19 protein-coding genes are annotated in these 20,750 nt (G+C 62.9%); 18 read left to right on the forward strand and 1 reads right to left on the reverse strand.

Going from position 1 to position 20,750, the window contains the following annotated elements:
- Positions 1 to 11: 11 nt before the first annotated feature.
- Positions 12 to 1,211, reverse strand: a complete 1,200-nt coding sequence (locus tag LHFGNBLO_RS20040; RefSeq protein ID WP_258601006.1) for a winged helix-turn-helix domain-containing protein — start codon at positions 1,209 to 1,211, stop codon at positions 12 to 14.
- A gap of 331 nt (positions 1,212 to 1,542) precedes the next feature.
- Here LHFGNBLO_RS20040 and LHFGNBLO_RS20045 point away from each other — a divergent pair, with 331 nt between their 5' ends.
- The 18 genes from LHFGNBLO_RS20045 (at position 1,543) to LHFGNBLO_RS20130 (ending at position 20,644) form a co-directional block, all read left to right on the forward strand.
- The gene (locus LHFGNBLO_RS20045) at positions 1,543 to 1,908 is read left to right on the forward strand and encodes an NADH-quinone oxidoreductase subunit A (RefSeq protein ID WP_258601008.1); all 366 of its coding nucleotides are present in this window, start codon (positions 1,543 to 1,545) and stop codon (positions 1,906 to 1,908) included.
- Positions 1,899 to 2,480: a NuoB/complex I 20 kDa subunit family protein gene (locus tag LHFGNBLO_RS20050; protein ID WP_258601009.1), complete on the forward strand. Its 582-nt coding sequence runs from the start codon at positions 1,899 to 1,901 to the stop codon at positions 2,478 to 2,480. The genes LHFGNBLO_RS20045 and LHFGNBLO_RS20050 overlap by 10 nt, the downstream gene beginning before the upstream one ends.
- 5 nt (positions 2,481 to 2,485) lie before the next feature.
- On the forward strand, positions 2,486 to 3,091 hold the full coding sequence (locus LHFGNBLO_RS20055; protein ID WP_258601011.1) for an NADH-quinone oxidoreductase subunit C: 606 nt from the start codon (positions 2,486 to 2,488) through the stop codon (positions 3,089 to 3,091).
- 9 nt (positions 3,092 to 3,100) lie between these two features.
- Positions 3,101 to 4,291, forward strand: a complete 1,191-nt coding sequence (locus LHFGNBLO_RS20060) for an NADH-quinone oxidoreductase subunit D (protein ID WP_258601013.1) — start codon at positions 3,101 to 3,103, stop codon at positions 4,289 to 4,291.
- Positions 4,292 to 5,596 (forward strand): NADH-quinone oxidoreductase subunit E, encoded by a 1,305-nt coding sequence (locus tag LHFGNBLO_RS20065; RefSeq protein ID WP_258601015.1) that lies wholly within the window; start codon positions 4,292 to 4,294, stop codon positions 5,594 to 5,596.
- Positions 5,597 to 5,611: 15 nt separating this feature from the next.
- Positions 5,612 to 6,253: a hypothetical protein gene (locus LHFGNBLO_RS20070; protein ID WP_258601017.1), complete on the forward strand. Its 642-nt coding sequence runs from the start codon at positions 5,612 to 5,614 to the stop codon at positions 6,251 to 6,253.
- Complete coding sequence (gene nuoF / locus LHFGNBLO_RS20075; protein WP_258601019.1) at positions 6,243 to 7,547, forward strand: NADH-quinone oxidoreductase subunit NuoF; 1,305 nt, start codon at positions 6,243 to 6,245, stop codon at positions 7,545 to 7,547. The genes LHFGNBLO_RS20070 and nuoF overlap by 11 nt, the downstream gene beginning before the upstream one ends.
- A gap of 109 nt (positions 7,548 to 7,656) precedes the next feature.
- Complete coding sequence (locus LHFGNBLO_RS20080) at positions 7,657 to 8,364, forward strand: NADH-ubiquinone dehydrogenase (RefSeq protein WP_258601021.1); 708 nt, start codon at positions 7,657 to 7,659, stop codon at positions 8,362 to 8,364.
- Between the two features lie 142 nt (positions 8,365 to 8,506).
- On the forward strand, positions 8,507 to 10,588 hold the full coding sequence (nuoG, locus tag LHFGNBLO_RS20085; RefSeq protein WP_258601023.1) for an NADH-quinone oxidoreductase subunit NuoG: 2,082 nt from the start codon (positions 8,507 to 8,509) through the stop codon (positions 10,586 to 10,588).
- 2 nt (positions 10,589 to 10,590) lie between these two features.
- Positions 10,591 to 11,634 carry an NADH-quinone oxidoreductase subunit NuoH gene (nuoH, locus tag LHFGNBLO_RS20090; protein ID WP_258601026.1) on the forward strand — a complete coding sequence of 348 codons (1,044 nt, stop codon included), beginning with the start codon at positions 10,591 to 10,593 and terminating at the stop codon, positions 11,632 to 11,634.
- Positions 11,634 to 12,125 carry an NADH-quinone oxidoreductase subunit NuoI gene (gene nuoI / locus LHFGNBLO_RS20095; protein WP_023763316.1) on the forward strand — a complete coding sequence of 164 codons (492 nt, stop codon included), beginning with the start codon at positions 11,634 to 11,636 and terminating at the stop codon, positions 12,123 to 12,125. Before nuoH ends, nuoI begins: the two co-directional genes overlap by 1 nt.
- A gap of 127 nt (positions 12,126 to 12,252) precedes the next feature.
- Positions 12,253 to 12,873, forward strand: coding sequence for an NADH-quinone oxidoreductase subunit J (locus LHFGNBLO_RS20100; protein WP_258601028.1), 621 nt, complete (start codon positions 12,253 to 12,255; stop codon positions 12,871 to 12,873).
- 1 nt (position 12,874) lies between these two features.
- The gene (gene nuoK / locus LHFGNBLO_RS20105) at positions 12,875 to 13,183 is read left to right on the forward strand and encodes an NADH-quinone oxidoreductase subunit NuoK (RefSeq protein WP_023798863.1); all 309 of its coding nucleotides are present in this window, start codon (positions 12,875 to 12,877) and stop codon (positions 13,181 to 13,183) included.
- An 11-nt stretch (positions 13,184 to 13,194) separates the two neighbouring features.
- Positions 13,195 to 15,168, forward strand: coding sequence for an NADH-quinone oxidoreductase subunit L (gene nuoL, locus LHFGNBLO_RS20110; RefSeq protein ID WP_258601043.1), 1,974 nt, complete (start codon positions 13,195 to 13,197; stop codon positions 15,166 to 15,168).
- Entirely contained in the window at positions 15,168 to 16,673 is a 1,506-nt protein-coding gene (locus tag LHFGNBLO_RS20115) for an NADH-quinone oxidoreductase subunit M (RefSeq protein WP_258601045.1), read from the forward strand. Before nuoL ends, LHFGNBLO_RS20115 begins: the two co-directional genes overlap by 1 nt.
- Before the next feature lie 18 nt (positions 16,674 to 16,691).
- Positions 16,692 to 18,128 carry an NADH-quinone oxidoreductase subunit NuoN gene (gene nuoN, locus LHFGNBLO_RS20120; RefSeq protein ID WP_258601046.1) on the forward strand — a complete coding sequence of 479 codons (1,437 nt, stop codon included), beginning with the start codon at positions 16,692 to 16,694 and terminating at the stop codon, positions 18,126 to 18,128.
- A 2-nt stretch (positions 18,129 to 18,130) separates the two neighbouring features.
- Positions 18,131 to 18,952 (forward strand): biotin--[acetyl-CoA-carboxylase] ligase, encoded by an 822-nt coding sequence (locus LHFGNBLO_RS20125; protein ID WP_258601048.1) that lies wholly within the window; start codon positions 18,131 to 18,133, stop codon positions 18,950 to 18,952.
- 21 nt (positions 18,953 to 18,973) lie between these two features.
- The gene (locus tag LHFGNBLO_RS20130; protein WP_258601050.1) at positions 18,974 to 20,644 is read left to right on the forward strand and encodes a ribonuclease J; all 1,671 of its coding nucleotides are present in this window, start codon (positions 18,974 to 18,976) and stop codon (positions 20,642 to 20,644) included.
- Positions 20,645 to 20,750: the final 106 nt, after the last annotated feature.

A 20,750-nucleotide genomic window follows, 5' to 3' on the forward strand; every position in this document is an offset into this window, starting at 1 on the left:
TCAACGCATGGTTACGACACGGCGATGTCGGCGAGGGGCTGCCCAAGATCTCCGGCAGGCGTCACCTCCATGCGTTCAAGCCCGAGCCAGCTCTGCATCAGCTTCAGTTCCTCGAAGAGCTGAGCGGCGGTTTCTGAAGGCGCGCCGGTCTCGGCGTAGGCGGCGTGGACGCGCAGCACGCTGGCTGGCCGGTCGGCCTTGAGGTCGACGCGCGCGACGATCCTGTCGCCGAGCAGGAACGGCAGCACATAATAGCCGTACTGGCGCTTTTCGGCCGGGGTGTAGATCTCGATGCGGTAGCGGAATTTGAACAGGTTTTCCGTGCGCGTCCGCTCGAAAACGACCGGATCGAACGGGGCAAGCAGGGCGCGCGCCTCGATCCTGCGCGGAAAGCGCGCATCCTTGTGCAGATAGGCCTGCTTGTCCCAACCCTCGACGCGCACCGGCAAAAGCTCGCCGGTCTCGACCAGTTCCTCAAGGCGGCCCTTCATATCAGCCGGCGACAGGCGGAAATAATCGCGCAGGTCGCTCGCTGTCGCCACGCCATGGGCGCGGGCCGAGATGCGCAGCAATTCGCGATGCGCGTCCTCGGCGACGGGAACCGGCAGGTCGAGGATCACTTGTGGCAGCACACGCTCGGGCAGATCATAGAATCGTTCGAAGCCCCGGCGTTGGGCCGTGGTGATGCGTCCGGCCCAGAACAGCCATTCGAAGGCATGCTTGGCATGGCTCCAGCCCCACCAGCCGCCTGAGCCTTTCTGGCCTTCGAGCGCGGAAGCGGCGATCGGGCCGCGATCGACGACCTCGCGGTAGATCTCTTCGATATAGGCGGCGTGGTCGCGCCCCCACTTGGCAAGGCCGAGATACATCTCGTCACCGCGCTCGGCCCGCTGCATGCGCCAGCGCATCAGCGGCCAGGTCTCGACCGGCAGGAAGGACGCCTCGTGCGCCCAGTATTCGAAGACCGTGCGCTTGCGGGTCACGGCGGCATTGTCGAGCAGCGAGAGCGGGTAGGGGCCAAGGCGCGAGTAAAGCGGCATATAGTGCGCGCGCACCACGGCACTGACGGAATCGATCTGCAGCAAGCCGGTGCGGGCCAGCACACGGCCAAGATGCCGCCGGTCAGGCGTACCCGTTGGGCGGGCATCACTAAAACCCTGGGCCGCAAGCGCGATGCGGCGGGCCATGGCGAGCGAGATTTTTTCCTTCATGCAGACGGAACTCTGATGATTTTCGGACAAATGGAGCCAGTGATTCCGCGTCATGCTAGCAGGGTTTTGGCGGGAACCATGTCAGGAGAGAAAAGTGGAGTAAAAAGTGAAGGAAATCAAACAGGAGCGGAACGGACCAGTTTCTCTTGATGTGCCGTCCAGCACCGTCTTTTGAACAAGGTTTGACTTGCTTCGCCGAAAGCGCTGCGCTAACCCTCGCCGCGTTGCAGCATAGGCACTTAAAACGGTTCAGCGGTTAATCTGTCACGCTTCCGCATTAGGGTTCGTTGCTGTAATCAGAGTGGATTGGCCGCCAACGGAAAGCTGCTGCATGAGCGCACTTTTGACTTCGTATCTGCCCATCGTCCTGTTCATCGGCGTGGCGCTGGTCGTTGGCCTTGCGCTGCTTGTGGCCCCGTTCCTGGTAGCCTACCGCAATCCCGACCCGGAAAAGCTTTCCGCCTATGAGTGCGGCTTCAACTCGTTCGATGATGCCCGCATGAAGTTCGACATCCGCTTCTATCTGGTGTCGATCCTGTTCATCATCTTCGATCTGGAAGTGGCCTTCCTGTTTCCGTGGGCGGTGTCCTTCTCGAAGATCGGCATGCTCGGTTTCTGGTCGATGATGGTGTTCCTGGCGGTGCTGACCATCGGCTTTGCCTATGAATGGAAAAAAGGAGCGCTGGAATGGGATTGAGCGACAGTTCCGGCACGCTCGTCGCGCCGAAGCCCAAGGGCCTCATCGACCCCAACACCGGCAGGCCGGTGGGGTCCGACGACCCGTTTTTCCTCGAAATCAACAACGAGCTGGCCGACAAGGGCTTTCTCGTCACCTCCACCGAGGCGCTGGTCACCTGGGCGCGCAGCGGCTCGCTGATGTTCATGACGTTTGGTCTTGCGTGCTGCGCGGTCGAGATGATCCATACCTCGATGCCACGCTATGACTCGGAGAGGTTCGGTGTCGCTCCTCGCGCGTCTCCGCGCCAGTCCGACATCATGATCGTCGCCGGCACGCTGACCAACAAGATGGCGCCGGCGCTGCGCAAGGTCTACGACCAGATGCCGGAGCCACGCTACGTCATCTCGATGGGTTCCTGCGCCAATGGCGGCGGCTATTATCACTATTCCTATTCGGTGGTGCGCGGCTGCGACCGCGTCGTGCCGGTCGACATCTACGTGCCCGGTTGCCCGCCAAGCGCGGAAGCGCTGCTCTACGGCATTCTTCTCTTGCAGAAGAAGATCCGCCGCACCGGCACGATCGAGCGGTGAGTGGCATGAGCCAGGCCTTGAATGAACTGTCGACATATCTCGGCGAGAAGCTGGCCGGTCGGATCGGGGATGCTGTGTTTGCCTATGGCGAACTCACCGTCCCTGTCGAGCCGAGCAACCTTATCGAGGTGGTGACCTTCCTGCGCGACGACAAACGCTGCCAGTTCATCTCGATCATCGATGTCTGCGGTGCCGATTATCCGTCGCGGGCCAAGCGCTTCGACGTCGTCTATCATCTGCTGTCGCCGAAGCAGAATGTCCGCATCCGCTTGAAAGTTCAGGCCGATGAGGAAACCATGGTGCCGTCGATCACCGGCGTGTTTCCCGGTGCCGACTGGTTTGAGCGGGAGACCTACGATCTCTACGGTGTGCTGTTTTCAGGCCATCCTGACCTGCGCCGGATCCTGACCGACTACGGCTTCGAGGGCCATCCGCTGCGCAAGGATTTCCCGCTGACCGGCTTCGTCGAGGTGCGCTACGACGACGAAGCCAAGCGCGTCATCTACGAGCCGGTGGAATTGAAGCAGGAATTCCGCAATTTCGATTTTCTTTCCCCGTGGGAGGGCACCGATTATGTGCTGCCCGGGGACGAAAAAGCCAAGACGAATTGAGGCGCCAGAATGGCTGAGACCTCCGTCCGCAACTTCAACATCAATTTCGGCCCGCAGCATCCGGCGGCTCATGGCGTTTTGCGCCTGGTGCTCGAGCTCGACGGCGAGGTGGTCGATCGCGTCGATCCGCATATCGGGCTCTTGCATCGCGGCACGGAAAAGCTGATCGAGCACAAGACCTACCTGCAGGCCGTGCCTTATCTCGACCGGCTCGATTATTGCGCACCGATGAACCAGGAGCATGCCTTCGCGCTGGCCGCCGAGCGGTTGCTCGGCATCGACGTGCCGAAGCGCGGCCAGATCATCCGCGTGCTCTACTGCGAGATCGGCCGGATCATGTCGCATATCCTCAATGTGACGACGCAGGCGCTGGATGTGGGTGCGCTGACGCCACCGCTGTGGGGCTTCGTCGAGCGCGAAAAGCTGATGGTGTTCTACGAGCGCGCCTCGGGTTCGCGCATGCATGCGGCCTATTTCCGCCCCGGTGGCGTGCATCAGGACCTGCCCGCGAAGCTGGTCGAGGACATCGGCAAGTGGATCGATCCGTTCCTGAAATCCCTCGATGATCTCGATGCGCTGCTCACCGGCAACCGCATCTTCAAGCAGCGCAATGTCGACATCGGCACGGTCTCGCTGGCCGATGCCTGGGCCTGGGGGTTTTCGGGCGTCATGGTGCGCGGCTCGGGTGCTGCCTGGGATTTGCGCAAGTCGCAGCCCTACGAATGCTACTCGGAAATGGATTTCGACATTCCGATCGGCAAGAACGGCGACTGCTACGACCGTTATCTCGTGCGCATGGAAGAGATGCGCCAGTCGGCGAAGATCATGCGCCAATGCGTAGACCTCTTGCTCGGCAAGGAACTCAGCGGCCCGGTCTCGAATCTCGACGGCAAGGTGGTGCCGCCAAAGCGCCAGGCGATGAAGCGCTCGATGGAAGCGCTGATCCATCACTTCAAGCTCTACACCGAAGGCTACCGCGTGCCGGCGGGTGAGGTTTACGCCGCCGTTGAAGCGCCAAAGGGCGAGTTCGGCGTCTATCTCGTCTCCGACGGCACCAACAAGCCCTACCGTTGCAAGCTGCGCGCGCCCGGATTCGCGCATCTGCAGGCCATGGATTTTCTGTGCCGCGGCCACATGCTGGCCGACGTCACCGCCGTCCTCGGTTCCCTCGACATCGTGTTTGGTGAGGTCGATCGCTAAATGTCAGTCCGCCGTCTCGCAGAAGCAAGCGTCCAGCCAGCAGCCTTCGCCTTCAACAGGGCGAATGCGGCGGCGGCCAAGCAATGGATCAAGAAATATCCGAAGGGCCGCGAACAGTCGGCGATCATCCCGCTGCTGATGATAGCGCAGGAGCAGGAAGGCTGGGTGACCAAGGCAGCGATCGAGACCATCTCCGACATGCTCGGCATGCCCTATATCAGGGGGCTCGAAGTCGCGACCTTCTACACGCAGTATCAGCTCAATCCGGTCGGCACACGCGCGCATATCCAGGTCTGCGGCACCACGCCCTGCATGCTGCGCGGCTCGGAAGCGCTGATGGATGTCTGCCGCTCCAAGATCCATCACGACCAGTTCCACACCAACGACAAGGGCACGCTGTCGTGGGAAGAGGTCGAATGCCTTGGCGCCTGCGTCAACGCGCCGATGGTGATGATCTTCAAGGACACGTTCGAAGATTTGACGCCGGAGCGGCTTGGCGAAATCATCGACCTCTATGGCGCCGGCAAGGGCGCGCAGGTTCAGCCCGGACCGCAGAATGGGCGCACCACGTCCGAACCGGTCACCGGTCTGACGACGCTGAAGAGCGAAAAAGCGATCCTCAAGACGACGCGCGACAAGGACGCCAAGGCAGCGACCAAAGCCGCCCAGGATGCAGCATCGAGTGCCGCCCCGGCTGCGCAGGCCACTGCCGCGTCGGCTGCCACGGTTTCACAGGCGGCTGCCTCTGTAGCGCCGTCGAAGGCCAGCAGGCCGAAGACCGACGCGCCCGAAACCAGCCCGGCGTTGAAATCGCCTTCGCCGGCCAAGGTCGCGCCCGAGGTGGAAAAGGCAGCGAGCGTTGCCGCCCCGCTGCATTCGGCCGCCAATGCCAACACGGCAGCGCCTGAGGTCGAAAAGGTTTCGAAACAGCGCAGTGGCCCGATGACCAAGGCCGAGCCTGCGTCCGCCTTCAAGGCGCCGGAAGCCAAGGTGCCGGCGGCGAAACCCGCCAAGCCGTCGCTCGAGGACAAGAACCGTCCGGCCGGTATCGACAAGCCCGCGCTGGTCGACGATCTCAAGCTGATCTCGGGCGTCGGCCCGAAGATCGAGGGCATCCTGCACTCGCTTGGCATCTTCACCTTCACCCAGGTCGCTTCCTGGAAGAAGGCCGAGCGCGAGTGGGTGGACGCCTATCTCGCTTTCCACGGCCGCATCGACCGCGACGACTGGGTCAAGCAGGCCAAGGCGCTCGCCAAGGGCGGCGTCGCCGAATATATCCGCGTCTTCGGCAAGAAACCGGTCTAGGGCGGAGAGCGATCAGTGAGCAGCTTCGGCAAAAAAGGGCAGGACACGCAGCGTTCGACGAACGCCGCGCGCCCGCTTGCCGGCAGCCCTGTTCGTCCGGCAAAGCAGCCAAGCCCACACGTCATCTATCGCGAGGGCGAAACCGAGCGTCCGAGCTTTCATGGATCGTTCGCCGAATTGCATTGGCCGAAATTCGTGGCGACAGCGTTCGCGCTGTTCGCGCTTGGCTACTACCTCACGCGCGGGAAAGGCGACCTGTTCACGGTGGTGCTTGCGACGCTGCTGGCCGGCGCGTTCAGCTACCTTGTGCTCAACGGTTTCCGCAAATCCGTGAACAACGTGCACACTGCGCGCACGGAACTGTTCAGATCGCCGCGTTTCGCCATTGGTGCGGTCCTGGGCCTCGGTTACTTTGTCTATTCGACGTTCCTGAGGGGGCCTCCCGATGCCTCGGACAGTGAGATAGCGCGGGCGGTGGCCGAGTTCACGGACCCGTTGGCGCCCTTCCGCGACGGCTTTCAACAGCGGGATCTGTCTGCGGTGGCGATGCTGATCCTCAAGGCCGCCGGCATGATGGTTCTGGGTGGATTGGTTGTGAAAACGGTCGCCAAGCGTCTGCTTGGCGAGGAAGCCGGGAGTGCCAACAATGCTGGCTGATAAAGACCGCATCTTCAACAACATCTACGGCCGCTTCGACAAGTCGCTGGCCGGTGCGATGTCGCGCGGCGCCTGGGACAACACACCCGGCATCATCGCCAAGGGGCGCGAGTGGATCGTCAACGAGATGAAGGCCAGCGGCCTGCGCGGACGCGGTGGCGCCGGCTTCCCGACCGGGCTGAAATGGTCGTTCATGCCCAAGCAGAGCGACGGCCGGCCGAGCTATCTGGTCGTCAACGCCGACGAATCCGAGCCCGGCACCTGCAAGGACCGCGACATCCTGCGCCACGACCCGCACACGCTGGTCGAGGGCTGCCTGATCGCCGGCTTCGCCATGGGTGCGATCGCGGCCTACATCTATGTGCGCGGCGAGTTCATCCGCGAGCGCGAGGCGCTGCAGCGCGCCATCGACGAGGCCTACGAGGCCAAGCTGATCGGCAAGAACAACACGTCCGGCTATGACTTTGATATCTATATGCATCATGGCGCCGGCGCCTATATCTGCGGCGAGGAGACGGCGCTGCTCGAAAGCCTCGAAGGCAAGAAGGGCCAGCCGCGGCTGAAGCCGCCATTCCCGGCCAATGTCGGCCTCTATGGCTGCCCGACCACCGTCAACAATGTCGAATCCATCGCGGTCGCGCCGACCATCCTGCGGCGCGGTGCCGCCTGGTTCTCGTCCTTCGGCCGGCCCAACAATGTCGGCACCAAGCTGTTCTGCATCTCCGGCCACGTCAACAATCCGTGTACCGTCGAAGAAGCAATGTCGATCCCGTTCCGCGAGCTGATCGAGACGCATTGCGGCGGCATTCGCGGCGGCTGGGACAATCTTCTGGCGGTCATTCCGGGCGGTGCTTCGGTGCCGCTGGTGCCTGCCGAACAGATCATCGACACGCCGATGGATTTCGACGCGCTGCGCGACCTGAAGTCGGGCCTCGGCACCGCGGCTGTCATCGTCATGGACAAGTCGACCGATATCGTGAAGGCGATCGCGCGGCTTTCCTACTTCTACAAGCATGAGAGCTGCGGCCAGTGCACGCCGTGCCGTGAAGGCACCGGCTGGATGTGGCGGGTGATGGAGCGGCTGGTGCGCGGCGAGGCGCAGAAGCGCGAGATCGATATGCTGCTCGACGTGACCAAGCAGGTCGAAGGCCACACGATCTGTGCGCTCGGCGACGCGGCGGCGTGGCCGATCCAGGGCCTGATGCGGCACTTCCGCGGCGAGGTGGAACGGCGCATCGACGAGTTTTCGCGTAACGCGCACCGGGCCGAACCGGTGATGGTGGCGGCGGAGTAGACAGAAAAGTTCGAAATACGGGCAATTGCCCGATTTGAAATGCGGGCCGAAATGCCCGGGACGAAGATACCGCGGCGGGGCAGACGAAGAACGACTTAGGAGACCACCAATGTCGCAGTTTTCGATACCCCATTTGATGTCCGACATGGATCAGTTCGAGAAGATGAACCAGGATTTGACCAGCATGATGCCGAAGGAGATGGCCAGCGCCGTCAATCTCCTGGCCCACCCTGTCGCGGGTGCGGCAGCGATGTCGGCGCTCGGCATCGGGCTGGCCAATCACGCCTTTGGCGTCTGGATGGGCGCTCTCTCCGGCGCTGCCGAGGCTTCACAGTGGCTTTTCCAACCGATCGTCGACGATTTCGAGACACGGGCCGACCATTTTTCCGAGGCCACGAACAGCTCTTCCACCAAGGCGCGCGCAGCGACCAAAACCTTGATCGCCGAGGCGCAGACCTTTGCCCAGGATGTGACCGATATCGCCGCACGCACCGTGAGCGAGGCGCAGGACAAGCCGGGTTCGGACGCCGTTGCCGGCGCCGCATCCACCGGATTGATGCCGGAGGATTTCAGGCAGCCCAAGGCCATGGACCGGCCCGCCAAACCATCAGACTTCAAGGCGATATCGGGCATTGGGCCGAAGCTGGAAAAGGTGCTGAACGGTCTCGGTATCTGGACATTCGCCCAGATCGCCGCGTGGACGCCGGAAGAGATCGCCTGGGTCGAGGATTACCTGTCGCTCAACGGCCGCATCGGCCGCGACGAGTGGACCCGCCAGGCGGCGGCACTCGTTCTGGCTGCCAAAGCCAAGAGGTAGGGGACGTTTCGAGTTTCGATGACGTGAACATGAGCAACGTGAAGATAGAAAACGCTGAGGTCGCCGGCCTGATGATCAATGGCATCAGCCTTGGCGATCTGTTTCAGGCATATGAGACGGCGAAAACCGCCGGGGGCAATTGATGGCAAAGCTCAAGGTCGACGGGAAAGAGATCACTGTACCCGACCACTACACGCTGCTGCAGGCGGCGGAGGACGCCGGCGCGGAAGTGCCGCGCTTCTGCTTCCATGAGCGGCTGTCGATCGCCGGCAACTGCCGCATGTGCCTGATCGAGGTGAAGGGCGGGCCGCCCAAGCCGCAGGCATCTTGCGCCATGGGCGTGCGCGACCTGCGCCCAGGTCCGAATGGCGAGCCGCCGGAAATCTTCACCAACACGCCGATGGTCAAGAAGGCCCGGGAAGGCGTGATGGAATTTCTGCTGATCAACCATCCGCTGGATTGCCCGATCTGCGACCAGGGCGGCGAATGCGACCTGCAGGACCAGGCGATGGCCTTCGGCGTCGATTCCTCGCGCTATCATGAGAACAAGCGCGCAGTCGAAGACAAATATATCGGGCCGCTGGTCAAGACGGTGATGAACCGCTGCATCCACTGCACGCGCTGCGTCCGCTTCACCACGGAAGTTGCCGGTATTTCCGAGCTCGGCCTGATCGGCCGCGGCGAGGATGCCGAGATCACCACCTATCTCGAAAGCGCGATGACCTCGGAACTGCAGGGCAATGTCATCGACCTTTGCCCGGTCGGCGCGTTGACCTCCAAGCCCTTTGCCTTCCAGGCGCGGCCGTGGGAATTGACCAAGACCGAATCCATCGACGTGATGGACGCCGTCGGCTCAGCGATCCGGGTCGACTCAAGGGGCCGCGAAGTGATGCGCATCCTGCCGCGCGTCAACGAGGCGGTGAACGAGGAGTGGATTTCCGACAAGACCCGCTTCATCTGGGACGGGTTGCGCACGCAGCGCCTCGACCGCCCCTATGTGCGCCAGAACGGCAGGCTGGTGGCCGCAAGCTGGGCCGAGGCTTTTTCTGCGATCAAGGACGCGGTTTCCAGGGCTGCCCCTGAAAAGGTCGGCGCCATTGCCGGCGACCTTGCCGCGGTCGAGGAAATCTATGCGCTGAAGCTGTTGATGGCTGCGCTGGGCTCCGAGAATACCGACTGCCGTCAGGATGGCGCGGCGCTCGATCCATCGCTTGGCCGGGCGAGCTACATCTTTAACCCGACCATCGAAGGCATCGAGCAGGCCGACGCGGTGCTGATCATCGGCGCCAATCCGCGCTTCGAGGCGTCGGTGCTCAACACCCGCATCCGCAAGCGCTGGCGCATCGGCAATCTGCCGGTCGGCGTCATCGGCGAAGTCGGCGATACACGCTACGACTATGAACAGCTCGGTGCCGGGCCGGAATCGCTGAAGGATTTGGCCGATGGCAACGGCAAGTTCTTCCAGGTGCTGAAGAAGGCGACGCATCCGCTGATCATTGTCGGCCAGGGCGCACTGGCGCGCTCGGACGGCGCGGCCGTGCTTGGCCAGGCGGCGAAGCTTGCCTCTGCCGTAAACGCTGCAAGGGCCGACTGGAATGGCTTTGCCGTGTTGCACAATGCGGCAGGGCGCGTCGGCGGCCTCGACCTCGGCTTCGTGCCGGGCGCGGGCGGCAAGAACGTCGCCGGCATGCTGGGCGAGATGGACGTGCTGTTCCTGCTGGGCGCCGACGAGATCGACATGGCCAAGACCGGCGGTGCGTTCGTCGTCTATGTCGGCACGCATGGCGACCAGGGCGCGCACCGCGCCAACGTCATTCTGCCGGGTGCTGCCTACACTGAAAAGTCCGGCACCTATGTCAACACCGAAGGCCGCGTGCAGCAGACCAACCGCGCCGGCTTCGCGCCGGGCGATGCCCGTGAAGACTGGGCGATTCTCAGGGCGCTGTCGGACGTGCTGGGCAAGAAGCTGCCGTTCGATTCGCTTCCGCAGCTGCGCGCCAAGCTCTATGCCGACTATCCGCATCTTGCCCGCATCGACCAGGTCGCGGCCGGAAACGCGGACGACATCGCCAAGGTGGCGAAGGTCGGCGGGCGGCTGAACAAGGGCACGTTCACCTCGCCGGTCAAGGATTTCTACCTGACCAACCCGATCGCGCGGGCCTCTGCCGTCATGGCGGAATGCTCGGCGCTGGCGAAAAACGGCTTCAGGCAGGCGGCGGAGTAGACATGGACACCTTCTTCTCCTTCTACGTGCTGCCGGCGCTGATCATCCTTCTGAAATCGGTCGTGCTGATCGTCGTGCTGCTGATTGCGGTCGCCTATCTGCTTTATGCCGACCGCAAGATCTGGGCGGCGGTGCAACTGCGCCGCGGCCCGAACGTCGTTGGCCCCTGGGGTACACTGCAGGCTTTCGCCGATCTGTTGAAATTCGTCTTCAAGGAGCCGGTGATCCCGTCCGGCGCCAACAAGGGCGTGTTCCTGCTGGCGCCGCTGGTGTCGGCGGTGCTGGCGATCTCGGCCTGGGCGGTGATCCCGGTCAACCAGGGCTGGGCCATTGCCAACGTCAATGTCGGCATCCTCTACGTCTTCGCCATATCCTCGCTCGAGGTCTATGGCGTGATCATGGGCGGCTGGGCGTCCAATTCGAAATATCCGTTCCTCGGCGCGCTGCGCTCGGCCGCGCAGATGGTGTCCTACGAAGTCTCGATCGGTTTCGTCATCGTCACCGTGCTGCTCTGCGTCGGATCGCTCAACCTGACTGATATCGTGCTGTCGCAACAAGATGGGCTCGGCACACGGCTTGGGCTGCCCAACACCTTCCTCGACTGGCACTGGCTGTCGCTGTTTCCGATGTTCGTCATCTTCTTCATTTCGGCGCTGGCCGAGACCAACCGGCCGCCGTTTGACCTTGTCGAGGCCGAATCGGAGCTGGTTGCCGGCCACATGGTCGAATATTCGTCGACGCCGTTCCTGCTGTTCTTCCTCGGCGAATATGTCGCCGTGGTGCTGATGTGCGCGCTGGCCACCATCCTGTTCCTCGGCGGCTGGCTGCCGCCCTTCGACTTCGCGCCCTTCACCTGGGTGCCCGGACTGATCTGGTTCGTGCTCAAGGTCTGCATGGTGTTCTTCATGTTCTCCATGGTGAAGGCCTTCGTGCCGCGCTATCGCTACGACCAGCTGATGCGGCTTGGCTGGAAAGTGTTCCTGCCGATCTCGCTGGCGATGGTGGTGATCGTCGCCGCCTTCCTCAAGATCACGGGGTTTGCGTGATGTCCGCTCTTTCCCAGGCCGCAAAATCACTGCTCTTGCAAGATTTCGTCAGCGCCTTCTTCCTGTCGATGCGTCAGTTCTTCGCGCCGAAGGAGACGATCAACTATCCGCACGAGAAGGGGCCGGTGAGCCCGCGCTTCCGCGGCGAGCATGCGCTGCGCCGCTATCCCAACGGCGAGGAACGCTGCATCGCCTGCAAGCTATGCGAGGCGATCTGTCCGGCGCAGGCCATCACCATCGAGGCCGGCCCACGCCGCAATGACGGCACGCGCCGCACCGTGCGCTACGACATCGACATGGTGAAGTGCATCTATTGCGGCTTCTGCCAGGAAGCCTGCCCGGTCGACGCGATCGTCGAGGGGCCGAATTTCGAATTCGCGACGGAGACGCGCGAGGAGCTTTACTACGACAAGGATAGGCTGCTGGCGAACGGCGACCGGTGGGAGCGCGAACTGGCGCGCAACATCTCGCTGGACTCGCCGTACCGCTGACATTTGACGCATGGACGGGGCGAGGGGCCTCGTCTATGGACAACGCGGCTTCGGCACCGGAGGCGGGACGAAGCCAGAGAGAACGGACAGGACGAAAGTCTGATCCGAAAGGAACCCGGGGGAACCCATGCTGAGTGGACTAGAGGCGGCCTTTTTCTACCTCTTCGCCTTTGTCGCGGTGGCGTCGGCGTTCATGGTCATTTCGTCGCGCAACCCCGTGCATTCGGTGCTGTTCCTGATCCTGACCTTCTTCAACGCCGCCGGCCTGTTCATGCTGACCGGCGCCGAGTTCCTGGCGATGATCCTGCTCGTCGTCTATGTCGGCGCGGTGATGGTGCTGTTCCTGTTCGTCGTCATGATGCTTGACGTCGACTTCGCCGAGATGAAGGAAGGCGCGCTGCAATACGCCCCGATTGGCGCGCTGGTCGGGCTGATCCTGGCGGCGGAGCTGATCGTCGTGCTTGGTGGCTATACATTCGCGCCGCAACTGGCCGCGACCGTTTCGAAGCCCATCCCCGACCTTGCGACGCGTTCGAACACGGCGGCGCTCGGCGATATCCTCTATACGGACTACCTCTACTACTTCCAGATTTCGGGCCTGGTGCTGCTGGTCGCCATGATCGGCGCCATCGTACTGACGTTGCGCCACAAGCCGGGCGTCAAGCGGCAGTCAATCGCAGCCCAGGTCGGCCGCACGCCGGCGACGGGAATGGAAATCCGCAAGGTCAAAACGGGCGAGGGACTCTGAGATGGTCGTCGGCATCGCACATTATCTGACCGTCTCGGCGATCCTGTTCACGCTCGGCGTGTTCGGCATCTTCCTCAACCGCAGGAACATCATCGTCATCCTGATGTCGATCGAGCTGATCCTGCTTGCCGTCAACATCAATTTCGTCGCCTTCTCGGCGGCACTTGGCGACCTCGTCGGCCAGGTGTTTGCGCTGTTCGTGCTGACGGTGGCGGCGGCTGAGGCGGCAATAGGTCTTGCCATTCTCGTCGTCTTCTTCCGCAACCGCGGCTCGATCGCGGTCGAAGACGTGAACATGATGAAGGGTTGACGGGAACCACCATGTACCAGGCCATCGTCTTCCTTCCTCTGCTCGGCTTCCTGATCGTCGGCCTGTTCGGCACGTCGCTCGGCGCCAAGGCGTCCGAATACATAACCTCCGGCTTCCTGGTCATCGCAGCCGTGCTGTCGTGGGTCGCCTTCTTCTCCGTCGGCTTCGGCGAGGGCGAGGTGTTCACCGTGCCGGTGATGCGCTGGATCCAGTCGGGCGGGCTTGAAGCGTCGTGGGCGCTCAGGATCGACACGCTGACGGTGGTGATGCTGGTGGTCGTCAACACGGTGTCGGCGTTGGTCCACATCTACTCGATCGGCTACATGCACCACGACCCGAACCGGCCGCGCTTCTTTGCCTATCTGTCGCTGTTCACCTTCGCCATGCTGATGCTGGTGACGGCCGACAACCTGGTGCAGATGTTCTTCGGCTGGGAAGGCGTCGGTCTGGCGTCCTATCTCCTGATCGGCTTCTGGTACAAGAAGCCGTCGGCGAATGCCGCCGCGATCAAGGCTTTCGTCGTCAACCGTGTCGGCGATTTCGGCTTCGCGCTCGGCATCTTCGGCGTGTTCGTGCTGTTCGGCTCGGTCAATCTCGGCACCATCTTCGCCAACGCGGCGACGTTCATCCCGGCCGAAGGGGCGCCGCACGGTGCGACCGTGCTGACCTTCCTCGGCTATGCGCTGGACAAGCAGTCGGCGATGACCGCCGTCTGTCTCTTGCTGTTCATGGGCGCCATGGGCAAGTCGGCGCAGGTACCGCTGCACACCTGGCTGCCGGACGCCATGGAAGGCCCGACGCCGGTTTCCGCACTGATCCATGCCGCCACCATGGTGACGGCCGGCGTATTCATGCTGGCGCGGCTGTCGCCGCTGTTCGAACTGTCGCATTCGGCGCTCACGGTGGTCACCTTCATCGGCGCCTTCACCGCCTTCTTCGCGGCGACCGTGGGCCTCGTCCAGAACGACATCAAGCGCGTCATCGCCTATTCGACCTGCTCGCAGCTCGGCTACATGTTCGTGGCGCTCGGCGTCGGCGCCTATGGCGCGGCGATCTTCCATCTGTTCACGCATGCCTTCTTCAAGGCGCTGCTGTTCCTAGGCTCCGGCTCGGTCATCCACGCCGTCTCCGACGAGCAGGACATGCGCAAGATGGGCGGCCTGCGGACGCTCATTCCGAAGACCTACTGGATGATGGTGATCGGCACGCTGGCGCTGACCGGCGTCGGCATTCCGGTGACAGTCATCGGTACCGCCGGCTTCTTCTCCAAGGACGCGATCATCGAAAGCGCCTTTGCCGGACACAATTCGGTCGCCGGTCTCGCCTTCATCCTTCTGGTCATCGCCGCCTGTTTCACCAGCTTCTATTCCTGGCGGCTGATCTTCATGACCTTCCACGGCGAGCCACGGGCGAGCCACGAGGTCATGCACCATGTCCATGAATCGCCGCCGGTGATGCTGGTGCCGCTGTTCATCCTGGCTGCGGGCGCGCTGTTTGCCGGCGTGATCTTCCATGGCGCCTTCATCGGCGAAGGCTATGCCGAATTCTGGAAGGCATCGCTGTTCACGCTGCCGGAAAACCACATCTTGCACGACATCCACGAATTGCCGCTGTGGGTGGAACTGGCGCCGTTCATCGCCATGCTGATCGGCTTTGCGATTGCCTGGAAATTTTACATCCGCTCGCCGGAATTGCCCCGGAGCGTCGCCGCCAACCATCGCTTGCTCTACGCCTTCCTGCTCAACAAGTGGTATTTCGACGAGCTCTACGACGTCCTGTTCGTGCGGCCGGCAAAACGCCTCGGCCATTTCTTGTGGAAGACAGGTGACGGCACCGTCATCGACGGTCTCGGGCCGGACGGCGTTTCGGCGCGCGTCGTCGATGTCACCAACCGTGTCGTCAAGCTGCAGACCGGCTACCTCTATCACTATGCCTTCGCCATGCTGATCGGCGTTGCCGCACTCGTCACCTGGATGATGCTCTGATGACCGCCTGGCCAATCCTCTCGCTGGTCACCTTCCTGCCGCTGGTTGGTGTGCTGCTCATCCTGCTGATCAACGACGACGGCGAGAATGCGCGCCGCAACATCCGCGCCATCGCGCTGCTGACGACGACGTTCACCTTCGTGATCTCGCTGTTCATCTGGACCGGCTTCGACAATTCGCAGGCCGGCTTCCAGTTCGTCGAGAAGTTCGCCTGGCTGGACTCAGGCATCTCCTATCATATGGGCGTCGACGGCATTTCGATGCTGTTCGTCATCCTGACCACCTTCCTGATGCCGCTCTGCATCCTGGCGAGCTGGGAATCGATCGAGAAGCGGGTCAAGGCCTATATGATCGCCTTCCTGCTGCTCGAAACGCTGATGATCGGCGTGTTCTGTGCGCTCGACATCGTGCTGTTCTACGTCTTCTTCGAAGCCGGCCTGATCCCGATGTTCATCATCATCGGCGTGTGGGGCGGCAAGCGGCGCGTCTACGCCTCCTTCAAGTTCTTCCTCTACACGCTGGCCGGTTCGGTGCTGATGCTGCTCGCCATCATGGCGATGTTCTTCCAGTCCGGCACCACCGACATCCCGACGCTTTTGACGCACAACTTCCCGGCCAACATGCAGACCTGGCTATGGCTGGCCTTCTTCGCCTCCTTCGCGGTGAAGATGCCGATGTGGCCGGTGCACACCTGGCTGCCGGACGCGCACGTCGAGGCGCCGACGGCCGGTTCGGTGATCCTGGCCGCCATCCTGCTCAAGATGGGCGGATACGGCTTCCTGCGTTTTTCGCTACCGATGTTTCCGCTCGCCTCGGAAATGTTCGCGCCGCTGGTCTTCGCGCTGTCCGTCATCGCCATCATCTACACCTCGCTGGTGGCGCTGATGCAAGAGGACATGAAGAAGCTGATCGCCTATTCGTCGGTCGCCCATATGGGCTTCGTCACCATGGGCATCTTCGCGATGAACCAGGAAGGCGTGCAGGGCGCGATCTTCCAGATGCTCAGCCACGGCCTCGTCTCCGGCGCGCTGTTCCTCTGCGTCGGCGTCATCTACGACCGCATGCACACGCGCGAGATCGACGCCTATGGCGGGCTGGTCAACAACATGCCGAAATACGCCACCGTGTTCCTGATCTTCACCATGGCCAATGTCGGCCTGCCCGGCACCAGCGGCTTCGTCGGCGAATTCCTGACCCTGCTCGGCGTGTTCCGGGTCAACACCTGGGTGGCGTTCTTCGCCGCCACCGGCGTCGTCCTGTCGGCCGCCTATGCACTGTGGCTCTATCGCCGGGTGATCTTCGGGGCGCTGACCAAGGAAAGCCTGAAGGGCCTGCTTGACCTGTCGACGCGCGAGAAGGTGATCATCTACCCGCTGGTCGTGCTGGTCATCTTCTTCGGCGTCTACCCGGCGCCGGTCTTCGACGCGACGGCCGAATCGGTCAAGTCGCTCGTCACCAATGTTACCGCATCCATCGGCACCGCGCAGACCGCGGCGGCGAACTGACCAGGGGTTTTGCGAACCATGACGCCGGACCTTCTCTCCAGCCTGTCGCTCTCGACGCCAGAGCTGATCCTCGCCATCGGCGCCCTGGCGCTGCTGATGGTGGGCGCTTATTCGCGCACAAATAACACCACCACGGTGACCGGTCTTGCCGTTGTCATCCTGATGGTCGCCGGCGCCTGGATGATCTTCTCCAGCGGTCAGGGCAGTGCCTATGGCAACGCCTTTGTCCAGGATTCCTTCGCCCGCTTCATGAAGATACTGGCGCTGATCGGCTCGGCGGTGACGCTGGTCATGTCCATGCGCTTCGCCAAGGCGGAGCATTTCGACAAGTTCGAGTATCCGGTGCTGATCCTGCTGTGCACGCTCGGCATGATGCTGATGATCTCGGCCAACGGCATGATCGGGCTCTATCTCGGCCTCGAACTGCAATCGCTGGCGATCTACGTGCTGGCGGCGATAAACCGCGATAATCTGCGCTCGACCGAGGCCGGCCTGAAGTATTTCGTCCTCGGCGCGCTGTCGTCGGGCATGCTGCTCTACGGCATCAGCCTCGTCTATGGCTACACCGGCAACACCGGCTTCCAGGAGATCGCCGCCGCACTCGGCAGCGGCGAACGGCAGCTTGGCCTCGTCTTCGGGCTGGTCTTCGTACTGGCCGGCCTCGCCTTCAAGATCTCGGCGGTGCCGTTCCACATGTGGACGCCCGACGTCTATGAGGGCGCACCGACGCCGGTGACGGCCTTCCTGGCGGCTGCGCCGAAAATGGCCGCGATGGCGCTGATGGTGCGCGTCACCATGGGCGCGTTCAAGCCGATCGCCGCCGACTGGCAGCAGATCATCGTGTTCATCTCGATCGCCTCGATGGCGCTCGGCGCCTTCGCGGCCATCGGCCAGACCAACATCAAGCGGCTGATGGCCTATTCGTCGATTGGCCATATGGGCTATGCGCTGGTCGGCCTTGCCGCCAACAGCCAGGCTGGCGTGCGCGGCGTCGCCATCTACATGCTGATCTATCTGGTGATGACGCTTGGCACCTTCGCCTTCATCCTCGCCATGCGGCGCAAGGAGGGCAATGTCGAGCAGATCAGCGATCTCGCCGGCCTGTCTTCGACCAATCCGGTCATGGCGACGATCCTCACCATCCTGATGTTCTCTCTGGCTGGCATTCCGCCGCTCGCCGGTTTCTGGGGGAAGTGGTACGTGTTCCTCGCCGCCATCAACGCCAACCTCTACGCACTGGCGATCATCGGCGTGCTGGCCTCGGTGGTGGGCGCCTACTACTATCTGCGTATCATCAAGATCATGTGGTTCGACGAACCGGTCGGCGGCTTCGTGCCGATGGCGACCGAATTGCGTGTCGTGCTCGGCGTCTGTGGCGCCTTCGTGCTGTTCTATGTGCTGATCGGCGGGCCGATCGGCACCTATGCCGAAGCCGCAGCCAAGACCTTCTTCTGACGGTGACGTTCAGGCTGGCTCCAACCGCTGAGTCGGAAGGGTTCCGGCTCGAGGCACATGACAGTGTCGGCTCCACCAATGCGCTGGCATTGGAGCACGCGCGGGCGGGCGACCCGGGCAAATTGTGGGTCGTTTCAAAGAAGCAGGAAAGCGGGCGCGGCCGTCGTGGCCGGGTCTGGGCGACGCCTGAGGGTAACCTGGCGGCGACGCTGCTTTTCATCACCACGGCCGAGCTTCGGCTTGCCGCGACGCTCGGCTTCGTTGCCGGACTGGCACTGGCCGACGCGCTCGACGCCGTTGTGCCGAACGGCAAGGTCGCCATAGGCCTCGACGGCGCAAGCCAAGGGAAAAACCGCTTCGAGCTGAAATGGCCGAACGATGTGCTGGCCTCCGGCGCCAAGCTTGCCGGCATCCTGCTGGAATCGGCGATACTCGAAGGCGGTCGTTTTGCGGTGGCCGTGGGCATCGGCGTCAATGTGGTGGCTTATCCCGCGGATTTGCCTTATCCGGCGACATCGCTGCAGGCGCTGGGTGCCGGATGCGATGCCGAGACGTTGTTCCTGGCGCTCTCGGATGCATGGAGCGAGAACTCCCGGCTGTGGAACGACGGGCGCGGATTGTCAGCCGTCAGGCGGCGTTGGCTGGCGCGGGCGGCAGGGCTTGGCGGGCAGGTTGCTGTCAGGATTGACGGTAACGTGGTGCGCGGTACCTTCGAGACCATTGACGAGGACTGCCGTTTCGTGATCCGCGACGATGAAGGTTCGGTTCTGACGATCGCCGCCGGCGATGTGCATTTCGGCGCGGTTGCGTCTGCCGGGATATGACCGGCCAGAAAGGGAAGACCAATGGCGAAAGCTGACAACGCCGAACTCGTGTTCGTGCCCCTCGGCGGCGTCGGCGAGATCGGCATGAACTTCGCCCTCTACGGCTACGGGCCGGCCAATGCGCGCGAGTGGATCGTCGTCGATGTCGGCGTCACCTTCCCCGACGCCAGCCTGCCTGGCGTCGATCTGGTGCTGCCCGACACGCGCTTCATCGAGGAGAACCTCGCCAATCTGCGCGGCATCATCATCACCCATGCGCATGAAGACCACTACGGTGCCTTGCTCGACCTCTGGCCGAAGCTGAAGGCGCCGGTGTGGATGACACCGTTCAGTGCCGGATTGCTTGAGGCCAAGCGGCAGGGCGAGCAGGGGGCACCGAAGATCCCGTTGACGATCTACCGGGCCGGCGAAAAATTTACTGTCGGACCGTTCGAGATCGAAGCCATCCCGGTCGCGCATTCGATCCCCGAGCCGATGTCGCTGGCGATCACCTCGCCGGCCGGCACCGTCATCCACACCGGCGACTGGAAGATCGATCCGGAGCCGACGATCGGGCCGAAGACAGACGAGGCGCGTTTCCGCGCCTATGGCGACAAGGGCGTGCTGGCGCTGATCTGCGATTCGACCAATGCGCTGCGGGAAGGCGAGTCGCCTTCGGAAGTGGCCGTCGGCGAGGGCCTGAAGGGCGTCATCCAGAGCGCCAAGGGCCGTGTTGCCGTCACCACATTCTCCTCCAATGTCGGACGCATCGTGTCCATCGCAAGAGCGGCGCGGGATGCCGGCCGTCAGTGCCTGGTGCTTGGCCGCTCGCTGAAGCGCGTCATCGATGTGGCGGGTGAGCTCGGCTATATGGACGGGCTGCCGGAATTCATCGCCGAGGAGGACTTTGGTTTCATCCCGCGCGAAAACCTCGTCATCATCTGCACCGGCAGCCAGGGCGAGCCGCTTGCCGCATTGGCAAAGCTGTCGCGAGACGAGATGAAATCGGTGTCGTTCACGGCCGGCGACACGGTGGTGTTTTCCTCGCGCACCATTCCCGGTAACGAGAAGGCGATCCTCGAGATCAAGAACCGCCTCATCGATCTCGGCATCAAGATCATCGAAGATGGCGATGCGCTGGTGCATGTCTCCGGCCATCCGCGCCGCAGCGAATTGCGCAAGATGTATGAATGGGTGCGCCCGCAGATCGGCGTTCCCGTCCACGGCGAGGCGGCGCATCTGGTGGCGCAGGGGTCGCTGATGTCGACGTCGGGCATCGGCCAGGTGGCGCAGGTGCGCGACGGCGACATGCTGCGGCTTGCTCCAGGTGCGGCCACGATCATCGATCAGGTGCCGTTCGGCCGCATCTACAAGGACGGCAGGCTGATCGGCACCGACCAGGCGATGGGTATCCGCGACCGGCGCAAGCTGTCCTTTGCCGGCCATGTCGCGGTCAATGTCGTGCTCGACGACAAGTATGAGCTCGCCGGCGATCCCGACCTGGTCGCCATCGGCGTCGCCGAGGCCGATGCCAGCGGCGAAACACTGGAAGACCTGATGATCGATGCGGCAATCGGCGCTGTGGACTCGATCCCTCGTCAGCGCCGAAAAGACCTCGACCTCGTACAGGAGGCGGTGCGCCGCGCCGTGCGCGGTGCCGCCAACGAAGCCTGGGGCAAAAAGCCTCTGGTGACTGTGTTTGTCACGCGGTGAGGAATGAGGGAGTAGGGCAGTAAGGCAGTATGGGACAACGATACGGCGCACCACACGTCAGCTTTCCCCTACTGCCATACTGCCCTATTGCCTTACTGCCCTGAGG

Source organism: Mesorhizobium sp. AR10 (assembly GCF_024746795.1).
In the GTDB taxonomy this organism is placed as follows: Bacteria; Pseudomonadota; Alphaproteobacteria; order Rhizobiales; family Rhizobiaceae; genus Mesorhizobium.

Bases quoted from the DNA above. Each gene is read 5' to 3' on its own strand.
- LHFGNBLO_RS20115 (WP_258601045.1), top strand. From the start codon at position 15,168: ATGACCGCCTGGCCAATCCTCTCGCTGGTCACCTTCCTGCCGCTGGTT.
- LHFGNBLO_RS20065 (WP_258601015.1), top strand. From the start codon at position 4,292: ATGTCAGTCCGCCGTCTCGCAGAAGCAAGCGTCCAGCCAGCAGCCTTC.
- LHFGNBLO_RS20040 (WP_258601006.1), bottom strand. From the start codon at position 1,211: ATGAAGGAAAAAATCTCGCTCGCCATGGCCCGCCGCATCGCGCTTGCG.
- nuoL (WP_258601043.1), top strand. From the start codon at position 13,195: ATGTACCAGGCCATCGTCTTCCTTCCTCTGCTCGGCTTCCTGATCGTC.
- nuoG (WP_258601023.1), top strand. From the start codon at position 8,507: ATGGCAAAGCTCAAGGTCGACGGGAAAGAGATCACTGTACCCGACCAC.
- nuoK (WP_023798863.1), top strand. From the start codon at position 12,875: ATGGTCGTCGGCATCGCACATTATCTGACCGTCTCGGCGATCCTGTTC.
- LHFGNBLO_RS20050 (WP_258601009.1), top strand. From the start codon at position 1,899: ATGGGATTGAGCGACAGTTCCGGCACGCTCGTCGCGCCGAAGCCCAAG.
- LHFGNBLO_RS20130 (WP_258601050.1), top strand. From the start codon at position 18,974: ATGGCGAAAGCTGACAACGCCGAACTCGTGTTCGTGCCCCTCGGCGGC.
- LHFGNBLO_RS20055 (WP_258601011.1), top strand. From the start codon at position 2,486: ATGAGCCAGGCCTTGAATGAACTGTCGACATATCTCGGCGAGAAGCTG.
- nuoN (WP_258601046.1), top strand. From the start codon at position 16,692: ATGACGCCGGACCTTCTCTCCAGCCTGTCGCTCTCGACGCCAGAGCTG.
- LHFGNBLO_RS20100 (WP_258601028.1), top strand. From the start codon at position 12,253: ATGCTGAGTGGACTAGAGGCGGCCTTTTTCTACCTCTTCGCCTTTGTC.
- nuoH (WP_258601026.1), top strand. From the start codon at position 10,591: ATGGACACCTTCTTCTCCTTCTACGTGCTGCCGGCGCTGATCATCCTT.
- nuoF (WP_258601019.1), top strand. From the start codon at position 6,243: ATGCTGGCTGATAAAGACCGCATCTTCAACAACATCTACGGCCGCTTC.
- LHFGNBLO_RS20060 (WP_258601013.1), top strand. From the start codon at position 3,101: ATGGCTGAGACCTCCGTCCGCAACTTCAACATCAATTTCGGCCCGCAG.
- LHFGNBLO_RS20080 (WP_258601021.1), top strand. From the start codon at position 7,657: ATGTCGCAGTTTTCGATACCCCATTTGATGTCCGACATGGATCAGTTC.
- LHFGNBLO_RS20045 (WP_258601008.1), top strand. From the start codon at position 1,543: ATGAGCGCACTTTTGACTTCGTATCTGCCCATCGTCCTGTTCATCGGC.
- nuoI (WP_023763316.1), top strand. From the start codon at position 11,634: ATGTCCGCTCTTTCCCAGGCCGCAAAATCACTGCTCTTGCAAGATTTC.